Genomic DNA, 14949 nt, shown 5'->3' with positions numbered 1-14949 from the left:
CTAGGCTTGCTGCCGGAACAGCTGCTGCAGGCCATCGGACGTGCGGTTGGCGATGTTCGAGGTCAGCTGGCAGTTGAACATGAACTCGTGGCACTGGACGGTCAGGCCGATCATCTCGCCGGGCGTGATCGCCGCGCCCTTGGCCTCGGCCGCCTTGGCGTGGGCCGCCAGGTTCGAGGCCTGGCCGTTGACGAATTCCAGCTGGTTGAAGATGCCCTTCATGGCCGGGGCCAGGGCTTCGGGGCCGCCAAGCCCCGACGGGGCTTGGGCCCCGGCCACGTGCAGGGCGTTCTGGAACTGGACCGCGTCGGTCATGGTCGCGCCGTAGCCGACCTGGGTGACCTGGGCTTCCTGCGGGGCGACCAGGGCCGCCGCCGAAACGGGATCGAAGGACATGACGTCTCTTTCGACTGGAGGACCGCTAGTTCTTGCGGGCCATGGTTTCGAGGGCCCGGCCGACGCTGTCGACCGAGGTGGATTCAGAATTGGCCATGAAGTTCATGCGCAGGCTCTCGGCCGTGAGCATGGCCATGACCGAGGGCTTGTCCTCGCCGCCAGGGCCGATCTGGTCGGCCAGTTCGGTGATCTTGACCGCCTGGGCGTCAAGCGTCTGACCCCAGGCGTGGGCCATGGCCTCGAACCAGGTGCCGGGACGGTTCTTGTTGTTCGTGCCCTGGAGCGTGGAGGCCAGGGAGAGGTTGCCAAACCCCTGGATTTCGTCGGCCATGGTTGTTCTCCTTCTCGGGTTGATTTCAGAACATCAGCTTGGTCTGGGCGCCGCCCTTCTCGACGGTGACCGCCTGGCTTTCGACGGCGACGATGCGGTCGCCCGTCGGCAGCATGGATCCGGCGAAGTAGCGGGCCCCGTCGGCGGTCGCGACGTAGCCGGCGTCGCCGCCGACCACCGACACCACCCGTTTGCCGGGACCTTCGTCGAACACCTTGCCGAAGCGGTCGCCGCCGCCGTCGACGCGCGAGATGTCCAGGCCGCGCAGGCCGCGGACGTCGGCCAGCGCCACCTTCTCCACCTTGGCGACCTCTTCGGCGGCGCCGGTGACCTGCACCTGCACCCGCGCCAAGCCGTTGGGCCGGGCGGTGGCGGCAAGGCCGTTGGCCATGAACACGTCCTCGACGTTCTGGGCCAGGGACTCGCTGGTCTGCACCTCGATACGGGCCGGCACCTCGCGGGCGTCGACGATCTGGCGCAGCCGGTCCTTGTCGGCCTCGCGGTTCAGCACCCCGGCGATCACCAGCTTGTCGCCTTCGCCCGGCTTGACCGCCAGGGCGCCGTAGCCTTCCTCGCGCAGCAGGGCATGGACCTGACTGGCGCTGGCGTGCGGGCCGCCCCAGATCGGGGCGTTGGCGGCGGCGTAGGTCACGCAGGCCAGGGCGGCGCCGAACACCAGGCCAGGCACCAGGTGCGGCGTGCCGCGCACGACAGCCACGGCGCGGTCGAACAGCCGGCGGGCGACCGTCTCGCCATAATCGTGGTCGACATCGGCGACCTCGTGGGCCGCGCTGGGCGGGGCGGTGGTCAGCAGCCGCTCGGCCTCGGCCCAGCGAGGACTGTCCTCCAGGCCGATGGCGACGGCGTTGTCGCCGATCAGCAGCGGCACGTAGAACGGCAGCACGGCCCGGGATGGCGCGGCCAGGACGTGGCCGAGCATCTCGGCGCGGCCTTCCAGGATCTCCAGGTCGGCGGCGTCCTCTCGCGCCGTCAGCCGCGCGCGGATCCCCTTGGCGCTGGGATCGCGCAGCACGATGTCGGCGTCGAAGCCGTGGCCAAGATCCACCGGCTCGCCATCGCCGAGCGGAGCTGAGGCGCCCCGCACGCGACCGGCCAGCACCTTGAGGACGAGGGTTTCCGAGGAGGTTTCGAGGGCTGTGTCGAACATGGCGCCTAACTCGGGTTGGGGATGGGTTGCATCGTGCCGCTGGCGGGCGGCGCCGGCGGTGGGGCGGGAGGCTGGGTCGCGCGACTGGTCCTGGCCGCGCGGGGCGGCTTCTTGCGGTCGACGGGCAGGGGCGGGGCCGAAGGCAGGGGAGCGTTCTCGAAGCCCGACGCCGGGGCGTCGTAGCGCAGGCCCGCCTGGGTGGTGGACCGCGCCGCGCCGATCGAGGCCAGGCGCGGCGTGATCAGGAACATCCGCTCGACGCGGCCGCTGCTGCGCGACTGCACCTTGAACAGGTTCCCCAGGCCCGGAATGCTGCCCAGCACCGGGATCTTGGTGGAGTCGTTGGTGTCGGACTGTACGGTCATGCCGCCCAGCAGAAGGCTCTGGCCTTCGACGATCAGGGCCTGGGTGTTCAAGGCCGAGCGCCTGACCACCGGGATGTTGTCGACGCTGGCGTTGGTCAGGGCCCCGTCCTCAATGCTGACCAGCATGCGGATCCGGGTCTGGTTGTTGTCGCGCGTGACGTGCGGCGTGACTCGCAGGGTGGTGCCGCTGCTGACGTTGAACAGGTCCACGTCGCGCTCGCCGGCCAGGCGGACATAGAAGTCGCGCGTGTTCTGGAACACCGCCTCGACGTTCGACAGGGTGACAATCTGCGGACGCGAGACCACCCGGGCCACGCCCTCGGTCTCCAGGGCGTTCAGCCGCGCCGAGAAGTAGTCGCCGTTGCCGATGATGGTCGAGGCCACCAGGCCGGCGGCCGACTTGGGCGAGGTATTGCCGCGGACCAGGTTGCTGTCTTCCAGGCCGGCCGGGGCGTTGGGGCCGCGGCCGAACTGGACGCCGCCGTTGCCGTCGTCGAACCGCCAGTTCACGCCCAGGTCGCGGGCCTTGGTGGTGTCGATGTCGATGATCGCCGCCTCGATCTCCAGAAGCTGCGGCTCGACGTCGAGGGCGCGGACCAGTTCCTCATAGGCCGACATCCGCTCGGCCACGTCGCGGACGATGACGGCGTTGAGGCGCGAATCCGCCTGGATCCGGACCGGGTTCTGCGGCGAGTAGACGCCGGTCTGCTCGTTGGCCAGGGGCATGCCCAGCGTGCCCTGGTCGTTGGCGTAGCCCGGGCCCGCCGGATTGGGCGTGCCCAGGGTGGCCAGGCCCTGGCCGCGCAGGCCCTGGACGGCGGCCGGGACCAGGTTCTCGCTGCGGGCGCTGGCCCCGGCGCGTTCGTTGGGATCGGAATTGACCAGCGACCGCACGATCGAGGCGACGCCGGGAATGGTCACCTGCTTGGAGCCCACCGTCAGGTTCACGTCGTCGGCCCAGCCGTAGCGCAGGTAGAACACCCGGTACTGCAGGGTCGGCGAAGCCGCCTCGGCCTGGACCCCGCCGCGGGCCAACTCGTCGATCTGCTGCAGGAAGCGCGGCGCGCCCGACGCCAGCAGCATGTCGCCGGTGGCGCGCAGGGTGTTGCGGCTGTCCAGCATGCCCAGTTGCCGGGCCGCCCGGTCCACCCGCCGCGACGCCGACGCCGAGATCGGGAAGCTGCGGCTGGATAGCTGCGAGGCGGTGTACACATAGGCCGCGCCGCCGTCGTAATAGGTCACCAGGTCGAAGGCCTTGGAGACGTCGGCGTCGATCTTGGCGGCCGGACCCTTGAAGACGCCGTTGATCGTGCCAGCCACCGAGGACGAGATCACCACCGGCACGCCGACCTGGCTGTAGAAGTTCTGCAGGAACTGGCTGATCGGCTGTTCGCGCGCCGTCAGGTCCACCGTGCGCGCGCCCAGGGGAACCTCACCGGCGACGGCGGCGAGCGGCGGCATCAGCAGGGCGGCGCCGAGGCCGGCGGCGAGCAAGGTCTTTCGCCAGGAACAGCGGGAAGCGGTGGCGTAGTCCGGTCGTAGGCGCATTCCGTCTCCAGGTTCAGGCCGCCGCCGGCGCGGTTTGGGGCGGTTCAGGATCGTTCGGCACGACGGTCAGCGGCTCGCGCGGGAAGGCGACGCGACCGGCGATCTCGAGCTTCAGGGTAGGCAGCAGTTCGTGGAACGACAGCACGCCCAGGTCGAAGCGGGGGGGCTCGATCAGCTTGCGCACATGCCGGCGCAGGTCGATGGCGGCCAGCAGGACCGGCGCCTGGGTGTCGTCCACCTTGGCCAGGATGGCGTCGGTGATCCGGCGCGACATCTCCGGATCCAGCGCCAGCTGCTGGGCGCCGCCGCCGGTGCGGATGGCCTCGCGCAGGTGCTGTTCCAGCGGCGGCTCCAGCACGACCGCACGCAGGGCGCCGTCGGGCGCGTAGCGGTGGCTGATCTGGCGGCGCAGGGCGACCCGCGCGAACTCGGTCAGGGCGAACGGATCCTTCTCGCGCTGGCCGGCGTCGGCCAGGGATTCCAGGATGTCGCGCAGGTTCCGCAGCGGGACCTCTTCCTCGGCCAGGCGGCGCAGGACCTCGGCGATGCGGGCCAGGGGCAGGGCGCGGGCGGCTTCCTTGACCACCTCGGGATAGTCGGCGCCGGCCCGGTTCAGCAGGGTGCTGGCCTCCTGGATGCCGACGAACAGGCCAGTGTTGCGGCGCAGGGCCTGACGTACGGCCTCCTGCAGGGCGGCCAGATCCGACGGGTCCGCCAGCTGGCCCGCGCCGATCGGAGCCTCGAAGGCCAGCAGCCGCCAGCGGGCCGGACCGGCGGGATCGCCGTAGTGGAACGAGGCGCGGGGCAGGGCGACGCCGAGCCGGACCTCGAAGCTCTCGAGCACCTCCTCCAGCGCCCGGGCCAGGACCGCGCCCTCGTGGCGGCGCACGCCGTCGCCGTCCAGTTCCAGCAGCAGGGGCACTATGGGCTGGGCGTCCAGGGTTCGCGTCTGGGCGGCGACCGGCGGGGCCTTAGTCTCGTCGGCCAGGATGCGGCCGGGCAGGAACCGCTTGGTCAGCCTGGATCGCAGGTCGACGTCCAGCAGGGCGCCGGTGACCAGGCCCACCCCGCCCAGCAGCAGGAACACCGGGGCCGGGAAGCCCGGAATCAAGGCCATCAGCCAGCAGATGCCGCCCGACACCAGGAACACGCGGGGCTTGGCCGCGAACTGCCGGCGCACGGCGTCGCCCAGATGGCTGTCGCTGTCCTCGTCGGTGGTGCGGGTGACGATCAGGCCGGCGGCCATGGCGCCCAGCAGGGCCGGGATCTGGGTGACCATGCCGTCGCCGATGGTCAGGATCGAGTACTTGTGGATCGCCGCGCCGAACTCCAGCCCCTGCTGGATCATGCCGATGGCCAGGCCGCCCAGCAGGTTGATCACCACGATGATGATGCTGGCGATGGCGTCGCCCTTCACGAACTTCATCGCCCCGTCGAGGCTGCCGTGCAGCTTGCTTTCCATCTCCAGGACGCGGCGGCGACGCTTGGCCTCGTCCTTGTCGATCATGCCCGAGCGCAGGTCGCTGTCGATCGACAGCTGCTTGCCGGGCATGGCGTCCAGGCTGAACCGGGCGGCCACCTCGGCGACCCGCTCGGCGCCCTTGGCGATGACGATGAACTGCACGACGGTGATGATCAGGAACACCACCAGCCCGACCACCAGGTTGCCGCCGGCCACCAGGGTGCCGAAGGTGTCGATGATGTGCCCGGCGTGGCCCTCGATCAGGATCATCCGCGTGGTGGCGATCGACAGGGCCAGCCGATACAGGGTGGTGATCAGCAGCAGGCTGGGAAAGACCGAGAACTCGACGATGGTCGAGATGTAGATCGCCACCAGCAGCAGCATCACGCCAAAGCAGATGTTGACGGCCACCAGGGTGTCCAGCGCCAGGGCCGGCAGGGGCAGGATCATCAACCCGACGATGGCCACGACGCCGGCGACCAGGAACAGGTCGCTGAACCGCGCGACCAGGCCCTGGTCGGGACGGCGCTGCAGGCGCTTGAGGTAGGATTCGACGCTCATCGCTTCGGCCCTTCGTCCCGCCTACTGGCTGCCGCGCGCCGAGACGAGGGTGCGGTAGTGGCCCATGACGCTGGTTACGTAGCCTTGGGTCTCGCGATAGGGCGGGGTCTTCAGGCCGTATTTGATGACCGCGCCCTCGCCGGCGTTATAGGCCGCCAGCACCAGCTCCAGATTGTTGCCGAAGCGGTGCTGCAGGTTCTTCAGATAGGCGGCGCCGGTGCGGATGTTGATCATCGGGTCGCTGAGCTCAACCAGCGGCTCGCGGACCCCGAAGCGCCGCGCGGTGGCGGGCATGATCTGCATCAAGCCGCGCGCGCCCCTGGGCGAGACCGCGGCGGCGTTGCCTCGCGATTCCACGTGCATGACGGCGCGCAGCAGGTCCGGGTCGATGTCGTAGTCGCGGGCCACCGCGGCGGTCTGGCTGGCGTAGAGCGCGGTTCCCGCCAGCCCTCGCGAGGCGACCACGGTCGGCATCGGCGCCATCCGGCCCGCAGAGATCACGGCCGTCGCTGTGATGGGCGCATCATAGAGCCTGAGCTGTTCGGATGCCGCCGTTGGTTGAGTTTCAACCCTGCAATCGGCCAGCGCCAAGGAAAACTTCTCGTTGAGCGCCTGGGTCGAGCTGAATTTCAGCCCGTCCGCGGTCTCGCATTCATAAGCAAGTGCTGGGCCTGATGAAATCAATATTAAACAGGCAATAGTCGGCGCTACGCAGAACTTGCGCATATATTGGTCCCCTCGTGTAGCGCCCCGTCTGTTCTCCCAACGAATTAAAGGTTAACTTTAGGCTGTCTGACCTGTCAACTGCGCATTCATGACAATTTTTAAGCGCGGTATACTGATATAATGGCCAGATAATCCAAGCTTAAGCTCTCCATCATCTATGGCTAAGGTTGTCATCTTTCTGCCCCATTTGGATATGAACTCGTTAAATTCATAGGCCGATCAACGGTCAAGGACCGGCGTTTCTTCATGAGCACACGCTATGGCTGAGAAGAATGACGGCGGTGACAAGACCGAAAAACCGACACCCAAGCGGCTGTCCGACGCCCGCAAGAAAGGCGATGTCCCCAAGAGCAAGGACGTCACCTCGACGGCGGTCCTGGGGGCTTGGCTGCTGCTGGGGCTGATGGTGGCCGGCGTCACGCTGGACCGGCTGGGCGGGCTGTTCGACGAGATCTTCGCCGTCATGGACCGCCCATTCGCCGAAGTTTGGCCGATCGCCAGGGCCGCCGCGGGAAAGGCTTTCGTGTCCATCACGGCGATGCTGCTGCTGCCCATCGCGATCTTCGGCATGCTGGCCGAGTTCGCCCAGGTCGGGCCGGTCTTCACGCTGGAAAAGATGAGCCCGAAGATGTCGCACATGAACCCCGGCGAGGGGTTCAAGCGGATGTTCAACACCGACAACCTGTTCGAGGTGGTCAAGTCGCTGGCCAAGACCTTGCTGCTGGTGGTGCTGACCTGGATCGTCGCCGCGGCCGCCTTCGACAAGCTGATGGCCGTCCCGACCGGCGAGGCCGACGGCGCGCTGGCCGCCTATGGCGGACTGACGTTCCAACTCCTGGCCGGCACGGTGGGGGTGTTCCTGTTCGTGTCGATGCTGGACTTCGCCTACCAGAAGTTCTCGTTCACCAAGAAGATGCGGATGAGCCGGCGCGACATCCGCCAGGAGATGAAGGATTCCGAGGGCGACCCGCACGTGAAGGCCCATCGCCGCCAACTGCACCAGGAGTGGGCGCAGCAGAACGCGGTGCAGGCGGCGCGCGACGCCTCGGTGCTGGTGGTCAACCCCACCCACATCGCCTGCGCCCTGGCCTACGATCCGGCCGAACACGCCGTGCCGGTGCTGCTGGGCAAGGGCGAGGGGCTGATCGCCCAGGCCATGCGCGAGGCGGCCGAGGCCGGCGGCGTGCCGATCATCCGCAATGTCGAGCTGGCGAGAGCCCTGCGCGACAAGGTCGCCGTCGACGACATCATCCCGCAGGACCTGTTCGCCGCCGTCGCCGAGGTCATCCTCTGGGCCCGCCGCCTGCGCGAGGAGGCGGCGACTGAACCTTCGCCCGGCGAGGCGCGTTCCGGCCCGGACGACGCCGCTTCGGGCCCCACCTTCCCGCCGCCGCCGGAGGGCGGCTTCCGGCCTGATCAGGAGCCTACGTGAACCTCGCCAGCGCGCTGCTCGAACTGCTGACCGTCGCCGTCGCCCTGGCCATCGTGCTGGGCCTGGCGTTCTTCTCCCTCAAGCTGCTCAAGCGCCTGCAGGCCGGCGCGCCCAGCGACGACCAGATCCGCTACCTGCGCGCCTTGCCGGTGGGCCAGCGCGAGCGTCTGACCCTGGTGGCCTATCGCGACGAGGTGTTCCTGCTGGGGGTCACGGCCGGTCAGATCACCGTCCTGGACCGGCGGACCCGCACGGCCGAGGAACTGGCGGCCGAAGCGACCGCCGCCGAGCTGGCCCGTCGGCGCGCGGCCCAACCCTCCATGGCGATGCGCCAGCTGATAGGGAAAACCCTAGCTAGGGAACGCCCCGACTTCTGACGGACGGCGCGGAATGGTTGTCTTCTATCGCCAGGTCACGGCGATGAGCGCCAGGCAGACCCAAGGCGCCAGATTCACATCGCGGAGTCCCAATCATGTCCGGTATCTTCAGCGGCGGCGGTCTCAACGTCGGCAGCCTGTTCAGCACCGTCGCCCTCGCGGCCCTGACGGGCGGCACCTCGCTGGCCTTCCAGTCGATCTTCCAGCAGATCATCAGCTCGGTCGCCAGTCAGGTGATCCAGCAGGTCGGCCAGCAACTGGGCCTGCCGCAAGGCGTGATCGACATGGCGCAAGGCGTGTTCCAGGCCGCCAGCGGCAATCCGGGCGGCGCGGCCCAGAGCCTGACGGAGGCCGTGCAGAACGCGGGCGACGCCTTCAACCTGAACCCGCAGCAGCAGGGTGACCTGCAGCGCACCGCCGAGGACGTGGCCCAAAGCTGGACCCGTTCGATCCTCGACCAGGTCCGCGACGGCGGCGAAGCCAAGTCGACCAAGGGCGACAGCTTCCTGGTCGCCCTGGCCAAGGCCCTGGGCAAGGTCATGGACAACAAGATGGGTCAGATGAAGGCCAAGACCGATCAGCTGGGCGGTCTGGACTCCAAGGACTCGAAGTATGGCCAGCTGACCGCCGAGATCCAGGCTTTGGGCCAGGAAATGAACATGGTCAGCCAGGCGCTGAACAACTCGATCAAGTCCATCGGCGAAGCCGGCTCTGCCCTGGCCCGCAAGGGTTAAGCTTAAGCTTCACAGTACAGAAAGACAGGCGGTCCTTGGACTGCCTGTCGTTTTGTTGTCAATATTGCACGTCAGGGTTGGAAAAAACTGGAGAAAAGCCGGATGAAACGCTGCCTTGTTCCCGCCCTCAGCGCCATTGTGCTGGCCGTGGGCCTTCCCGCCGCGGCACAGGATTTCCCCAGTATCGGCAGCCAGTACATCGACTTCGGCTCGTCCATGATGGCCGTCGGCCAGATGAACAACGTGCTGGGCAACACCGCGCGCGGCGGCGGGACCAGCACGCGTCGCGGCTCCGCCAGCGCCGCCGCCGGGCTGTCGGCGTCGCGGCAGGCCGTGTCGGTCAACACCCGCTACCGCGCCTCGCCGGCGGTCACCACCCGGGTCAAGGGCCAGTTCGCCGACTTCGTAGCCAAGACCGACCCCGCCAACGGCCCTCGCCTGCGCCAAGCGGTCCAGCAGAATGACCTGCTGGGCGCCTGGGAAAAGCACGTCTCGGTCGATGGCCTGCGCCGCGGCGACGTGGCCGACGCGATGGCCGCCTACTGGGTGCAGAACTGGCAGATCGCCAACAACGTGCCCTTCACCGACCGCACCCAGGTCCAGGCTGTCCGGGGCCAGGTCTATAGAGCGCTCGGCTCCAACCCGCAGTTCGCGCGTCTCGATGACAACGCCAAGCAGGAGATGGCGGAGGTTTTCATGTACAATTTCGTCGCCCAGGGCTCGGCCTTTTCGGACGCCACGGCCAAGGGCGACAAGAGCCTGAGCCGGCGGCTTTCAGACGCGGCGGTGGCGCGATTCCGTAGCGAGATGAACATCGACCTGCGCCAGTTGAAGCTGACCCCGGCCGGCTTCGCGCGCTGAAGCGCCCGCTGGGGAAAACCTCAATAGCCGCGCCGAGCCGTTCGGCGCAGGGTGGGACCAGGAGGCCACCGCCATGAACGTCCAAGACCTGTCCGGCCCAGGCCGCGCAGCCGCCGCCCCGGTTCGCGACACCCGTCTCGACGACGCCGTTGACCGTTTCCAGCAAGGCGGCCAACTGGATCGCGCGGCCTTCGCCGAGGCTGGTCCCGCGCAGACGGCCGCCGCGCTGCGGACCCTGCCGCCCGCCCAGCGCGGCGCGCTCGAGGGGGCGCTGCTCGCTGAAGGCCTGGGCGGCCTGCTGGAGGGCGTCGGGGGGGCGGTCGACGACACCGTCGGGGTGGTCGAGGACACGGCGGACACCGTCGCCGATCCCGCGATCGAGACCCGTTCGGAGAAGACCAACGGCAATTTCCAGGCCGCCATCCATGATCAGTGGTGGACCGAAATGCGCAGCCAGGCCCAGATGGATCGCACCCTGGCCTTCCACGACAAGCTGGACCGACCCGCCGCGGCCCTGGCGAATCTGACCCGCACCGACGCGACCTCGCCCGCGACGGAGGCCAAGGCTTGAGTCCATCAGGCTGGTCGTCCCGGCCTTCGCGCACGTGGACGAGCCTGGCCGCCAGGAATTCGCCGAAACCTTGATGTTGAACTTTCTGGTCCAGCAGGCGGCCTATGTCGACGCCGTGGAGCGAGACGACCGGGTGATGCAACAGCGGCTCGGGGATGCGGCGGTCGCGCGGTTCCGTAACGAAATGGGTGTCGACCTGCGAAGGCTGCGCTTGACGAACCAAGGCTTCGTCAAGGCTAGCTAGCCCCGCCGCGCAGGTCCTGGGTCGCGCCGTCGATGATCCGCACGAACTGCTCCACGGCGTCGGCGCGCGCGGCGCCGGGGGCGGGCTCGCGCTGCAGGCCGGCGGCGATGGCCCGCATCAGCGGCTCGACCAGGGCCGCCGGCGTCATGTGCGGCCTGTCGATCGCCTGGGCGCGCAACTCGCGGGCGAAGTCGGCCAGCACGCGCTCGATCCGGCCCGCGTCGACGGGCGAGGTGGCCGACAGACGCCCGGCCACGGTCTGGCCGCTCTGGGCGGCCAGGGTGCGCAGGTCGCCGCCGACCTGGGCCATGCTGCTCTGTCCGTGTTCGGACCAGGTTTGGGCCAGGGCGCCGGCGCGATCTCCGCCGCGCAGGGGATCGACCAGAGCCGCGCCGGCGATGGTGGCCATCGCCTCCAGCGCCAGCCGCGCCACCCCGGCCCGCGCGGCCGTCGTCGACGGTGAGGCGGTGGAGAACTCGGCGCTGGCGGTGCGTTCGACCGGACGGATCATGACTTCACCGCCTCCACCTTGGTGACCCGCACGGCCGGTTTGAGCGCGTCCCAGCCGACCACGGCGCCGATGGCCTGCAGGCTGTTGCGCCCGTCCGCCAGCTCCTCGTTCTCGCCGTCGAAGGTCAGGAGCGCGGTCGGGCGGCCGCCCTGCCGCATGGCGAAGCGCGCCCAGGGATAACCCTCGACGATCTCCAGCCGGGCGTCCGGATAGGCGGCGCGGAGATCGGCGATCGAGGCGCCCGGCCGCAGGGCGGCGGCGCCTTTGGGGGCGGCGCCGGCGCGGGCGTAGCGGCCCGAAAGGTCGGCGCCGACGCCGCAACCCTGGAAGTCGGTGCTGACGATCGCGCCTTGCGGACCAAGGTGGACCTTCACGCCGGCGGGGCGCGCGGCCAGGTCCTGGGCGCTGACCGACAGGTCGGTCCCTTCGAACGGCACGACCCTGGCCTCGATCGTCTGGCCGTCCAGCGGCCCCTGGGCTTCGATCTCGCAGTCGGCCGCTGCTGCGGCGCCGTCCGCTGCGCTGGCGCCGCCCTTGAGGCTGACGCGCCATTCGTCGTCGGCCGGAGCGAGGGTCAAGGTCGCCCGCCGATCGCCCTGCATGGCGTAGGTTCCAGCGGGCGAAGCCTTGGCGTTCGACGCTTGCCGGGGAGCGGATCCGGCGGCGGCGTCAGGCGGGGGGGAAGCGACCGCCGCCGCCGGGCGCTCGCAACCGGCCAGGGCCAGGGCAAGGACAAGCAGGGGAAACAGGCGACGGGGCATGACGCGACAACGCGGCGAGGTCCCAGGGGTTCTCACGCGATGCTCATCGATCGAGCATGGCCAGGGCGTCGCGTCGCTCGTCGCCGAACCGGGCGGCGACCGAGGCCTGGACCTGGGCTGAAGAGCTGGTGAAATAGGCCAGGCCGCCGCTGGCGTCGCGCTTGCCGCGCTCGTCATAGATCGCGTTGATCAGCGCCCGGTCATAGGCCTGGCCATCCGACGGCGAGACCCCCTGCGCCTCGACCCTGGCCATCGCCTTGACGATGGCGTTGGTCTCCGGCCCATGCTGCACCGAGGTCGACCAGGCCACGTCCTTCAGGGCCGCCGAGCGGGTCGCAAGATCCAGCCCCGTGGCCGCCTGCACATGCGCGACCTGGACGTCGTAATGGGTGCGCTGGATGTAGGCGTGCTGGGCGGCCTTGAACGCCTCGGGCTCGCGCGCCGCGATCGCCTTCCAGGTCGCCGTGAAGCTGGCCGAGCCCGGGCTGGCGGCGCCGAACTCCGCCGCCCACGCCCGGCCCTCGTTGGCCAGGAACTGCTGCGGCCGCCCCAGGTTTCCGGCCAACTGGTAGCTGCCGTAGGACACCCCGCCCGGGTCGCCGGCGCCCGACGACACCGTGCCGGGGCCGCGCCCGCCGGTCTCGTACCGCTCGGACAACGCGCCCAGCTGGACGTTGTCCCTGGACACGGGCTGGACGGGCGTGGCGCCGCCGGGCGCTGCGTGGCGGTCGACGTCCACCAGCACGTAGTTGAAGGTCTTCTGGTCGCCCAGCCCGTTCCAGAATGTACGGAAGTCGCCAGGCTTTAGGGTCTGGCAGCCGGCCGAGCCGGTGTTGCCGTTCCCGCCGGCATGGAACAGGAACGAGTTGTCGGTGCTCTGGCCCTTGCCCCGCGGGTCGCTGGCGTCGATCCGGCCGTCGTGGTTGGTGTCGCGTTCGACGCCGAGCGGGCCCGTCGGCCGTAGCACGTCGCCCAGGCTGTCGCTGCGGCTTTTCCGGAAGCTGACCGTGCCCTCGGCCATGCGGCCCAGTTCCAGGCGGCCGTCGCCGTTGAAATCCGAACCGAAGCGGCCGTCGTACTGGCTGGAGGGCTCGGTATTGGCCGAGAACTCCGTCACCGTCCCGCCGGACGCGTTCGCCTGCAGCACCACGACGCGGTCGTCATAGGCGCCCTTTCCCCCGTTGACGTTGACGGCGGTGTCGGTGCGCAGGCCCAGGATCACTTGCCGGCCGGCGGCCAGGTCGGCCTTGGCTTCCGCGCTGCCGTAGGCGTTCACGTAGCCGGCGTAGAGTTCGTACGTCTGGCTGGCGCTGAGGCCCGCCGTCGAGGGCAGGACGCCCGTGGGGCGGTTTGCGGCCTGGGTCTGGACGAAGGTGGCGGGAGAGGCGGCCGTCGTCTCCGTCCGCACGGGGGCCGCGCCGCCGCCCGGGACGCGCAGTTCCTGGCCCACATGGATCAGGTTCGGATTGGCCAGGTGGTTGGCCTGGGCGATCGCCTGCCAGGAGACGCCGAGCGTCTCGCCGATCTTCGACAGGGTGTCGCCGTCGGCCACGCGATACGAGCGGGGCTCGCCGCCGCCGGCTGGAAGGGCGAGGACCTGGCCGGGGCGGATCAGGTTGGGATTGACGATCTGCGGGTTGGCGCGGATCAGGGCGTCCAGCGACACGCCGCGCTCCGCCGCGATGCCCGACAGGGTCTCGCCCGGCTTGACCAGGTGCTCGTCCCCCGAGGCTCCGGAGCGCCCGCCGCCGGCCGCTGAGGCCTGGGTGTTCAGGGACACGCTGGTCATGGGGACGCTCCTCGCACGGACAACCGTCCCGAACGCTACGCCCCGCGACCGCGCCGCATAACTAGGGAAGACCCTAGCCTAGGGAAGACCCTAGCTAGGCGTTCGACGTTCCGCCCTTCAGCATCTGACCGTCCCATAGCCCCTGCCGGTCCAAGGAGGCGTCATGCGCATCGAGAGCGGATCAACGACGGCGATCGGCGCGGCGCGAGAGTCGCAGGTCGCCGCGACCTCCGTCGACGCGTCCGTCGCCGCCGACTGGGCGGCGCCGACCGCCCGAGCGCCGGTCAGCGTCGCGCCGGCGGCCCGGGTCCAGGCTGACGCCACGGTGGCGGCGAGCGCCGGTGGCCAGGCCCAGGAGCTGGCCCGGGCCAAGGTCCACCTGGCGCTGGCCGACGACGTCTACAACGACACGCCCAATCCACCGGCCGGCTGGCATGTGGCGGGCGAGGACGACCTGGCGCGGCTGGGCCTGGACGCCACCGACCTGGAGGAGTCCGGCTCCAGCTTCCGGGCCCGGGTCTACGCCAATACGGACGGCGGCTATGTGGTCGCCTTCCGGGGCTCGGCCACCGCCGAGGATTGGCGCAACAATTTCCAGCAGGGGCTGGGCCTGGACTCCGGCCACTACGACAAGGCCCTGGTCATCGGCGAGCGCCTGCGTACGGCCGGCGAAGACGTCACCTTGACCGGCCATTCCCTGGGCGGCGGCCTGGCCTCGGCCGCGGCGGTGGCGTCCGGCCTGGAGGCCGACACCTTCAACGCCGCCGGCCTCAGCGACGACACCCTGGAGGCGGCGCGGGCGAACGGCGCGGCCGCTCCGCACGTCGACGCCTACTATCTGGACGGGGACCCGCTGAGCCGGGTCCAGGACGGCGGCGACCGCTGGATCGGCGCGGGGCTGGGCGGACTGTTCGGCGGCCTGGGCGGCGGGATCCTTGGCGCGCTGCTGGCCGACGCGCCGGCCGCCTACGGCGACCGCCATCAGCTGCGGCCGGTCGGGCCGGAGGGGCAGCCGGGCGACGACGCCTCGCTGGGCGACCTGCATGGCCGCGCCTGGCTGATCTCCAGCCTTGACGCGGCCTATCGCGCGGCGGTCCACTAGGCCGATGAGG

The 14949-nt window shown here is 69.8% G+C and carries 16 protein-coding genes; 7 read left to right on the top strand and 9 right to left on the bottom strand.

Annotated features, from left to right (window positions below; all coding sequences use genetic code 11):
• The 6 genes from ASD47_RS12445 to ASD47_RS12420 are packed head-to-tail and all read right to left on the bottom strand — an operon-like array spanning position 1 to position 6305.
• Positions 1-396 (bottom strand): hypothetical protein, encoded by a 396-nt coding sequence (locus ASD47_RS12445; RefSeq protein WP_056756661.1) that lies wholly within the window; start codon positions 394-396, stop codon positions 1-3.
• 25 nt (positions 397-421) lie between these two features.
• Positions 422-727 carry a hypothetical protein gene (locus tag ASD47_RS12440; RefSeq protein WP_035071105.1) on the bottom strand — a complete coding sequence of 102 codons (306 nt, stop codon included), beginning with the start codon at positions 725-727 and terminating at the stop codon, positions 422-424.
• A gap of 25 nt (positions 728-752) precedes the next feature.
• Positions 753-1895, bottom strand: coding sequence for a hypothetical protein (locus ASD47_RS12435; RefSeq protein WP_056756658.1), 1143 nt, complete (start codon positions 1893-1895; stop codon positions 753-755).
• A gap of 5 nt (positions 1896-1900) precedes the next feature.
• Positions 1901-3808 carry a type III secretion system outer membrane ring subunit SctC gene (sctC, locus tag ASD47_RS12430; RefSeq protein WP_056756654.1) on the bottom strand — a complete coding sequence of 636 codons (1908 nt, stop codon included), beginning with the start codon at positions 3806-3808 and terminating at the stop codon, positions 1901-1903.
• 13 nt (positions 3809-3821) lie between these two features.
• Positions 3822-5831, bottom strand: a complete 2010-nt coding sequence (locus ASD47_RS12425; protein ID WP_056756650.1) for a flagellar biosynthesis protein FlhA — start codon at positions 5829-5831, stop codon at positions 3822-3824.
• 21 nt (positions 5832-5852) lie between these two features.
• Positions 5853-6305: a lytic transglycosylase domain-containing protein gene (locus ASD47_RS12420; RefSeq protein ID WP_056756648.1), complete on the bottom strand. Its 453-nt coding sequence runs from the start codon at positions 6303-6305 to the stop codon at positions 5853-5855.
• A gap of 511 nt (positions 6306-6816) precedes the next feature.
• On the opposite strand from ASD47_RS12420, the gene sctU reads away from it, so the two are divergent.
• The 6 genes from sctU (at position 6817) to ASD47_RS12390 (ending at position 10776) form a co-directional block, all read left to right on the top strand.
• The gene (sctU, locus tag ASD47_RS12415; RefSeq protein WP_056756645.1) at positions 6817-7989 is read left to right on the top strand and encodes a type III secretion system export apparatus subunit SctU; all 1173 of its coding nucleotides are present in this window, start codon (positions 6817-6819) and stop codon (positions 7987-7989) included.
• Positions 7986-8366, top strand: coding sequence for a flagellar biosynthetic protein FliO (gene fliO, locus ASD47_RS26130; RefSeq protein WP_082564596.1), 381 nt, complete (start codon positions 7986-7988; stop codon positions 8364-8366). The genes sctU and fliO overlap by 4 nt, the downstream gene beginning before the upstream one ends.
• 95 nt (positions 8367-8461) lie before the next feature.
• Positions 8462-9100 carry a hypothetical protein gene (locus tag ASD47_RS12405; RefSeq protein WP_056756643.1) on the top strand — a complete coding sequence of 213 codons (639 nt, stop codon included), beginning with the start codon at positions 8462-8464 and terminating at the stop codon, positions 9098-9100.
• A gap of 102 nt (positions 9101-9202) precedes the next feature.
• The gene (locus ASD47_RS12400) at positions 9203-9961 is read left to right on the top strand and encodes a DUF6683 family protein (RefSeq protein WP_056756640.1); all 759 of its coding nucleotides are present in this window, start codon (positions 9203-9205) and stop codon (positions 9959-9961) included.
• A 73-nt stretch (positions 9962-10034) separates the two neighbouring features.
• On the top strand, positions 10035-10532 hold the full coding sequence (locus ASD47_RS12395; protein WP_056756636.1) for a hypothetical protein: 498 nt from the start codon (positions 10035-10037) through the stop codon (positions 10530-10532).
• A gap of 34 nt (positions 10533-10566) precedes the next feature.
• Positions 10567-10776, top strand: a complete 210-nt coding sequence (locus ASD47_RS12390) for a hypothetical protein (RefSeq protein ID WP_056756633.1) — start codon at positions 10567-10569, stop codon at positions 10774-10776.
• Here ASD47_RS12390 and ASD47_RS12385 read toward each other — a convergent pair.
• From ASD47_RS12385 to ASD47_RS12375, 3 genes are read right to left on the bottom strand one after another with little or no spacing between them, the layout of a single operon-like run.
• A complete protein-coding gene (locus ASD47_RS12385; RefSeq protein ID WP_056756630.1) occupies positions 10769-11287 on the bottom strand; it encodes a hypothetical protein in 519 nt (172 codons plus the stop codon). The two genes, ASD47_RS12390 and ASD47_RS12385, sit on opposite strands and share 8 nt — an antisense overlap.
• Positions 11284-12048: a hypothetical protein gene (locus ASD47_RS12380; protein ID WP_156402224.1), complete on the bottom strand. Its 765-nt coding sequence runs from the start codon at positions 12046-12048 to the stop codon at positions 11284-11286. The genes ASD47_RS12385 and ASD47_RS12380 overlap by 4 nt, the downstream gene beginning before the upstream one ends.
• A 43-nt stretch (positions 12049-12091) precedes the next feature.
• The gene (locus tag ASD47_RS12375) at positions 12092-13837 is read right to left on the bottom strand and encodes a LysM domain-containing protein (protein WP_056756622.1); all 1746 of its coding nucleotides are present in this window, start codon (positions 13835-13837) and stop codon (positions 12092-12094) included.
• Positions 13838-14000: 163 nt separating this feature from the next.
• On the opposite strand from ASD47_RS12375, the gene ASD47_RS12370 reads away from it, so the two are divergent.
• Positions 14001-14939, top strand: coding sequence for an Mbeg1-like protein (locus tag ASD47_RS12370; protein WP_056756618.1), 939 nt, complete (start codon positions 14001-14003; stop codon positions 14937-14939).
• Positions 14940-14949: the final 10 nt, after the last annotated feature.

This window comes from Caulobacter sp. Root1472 (genome assembly GCF_001426985.1).
Lineage (GTDB): Bacteria > Pseudomonadota > Alphaproteobacteria > Caulobacterales > Caulobacteraceae > Caulobacter > Caulobacter rhizosphaerae.
The sequence above is the reverse complement of the archived record's forward strand: the minus strand, read 5'-3'. Positions and strand labels throughout refer to the sequence as shown.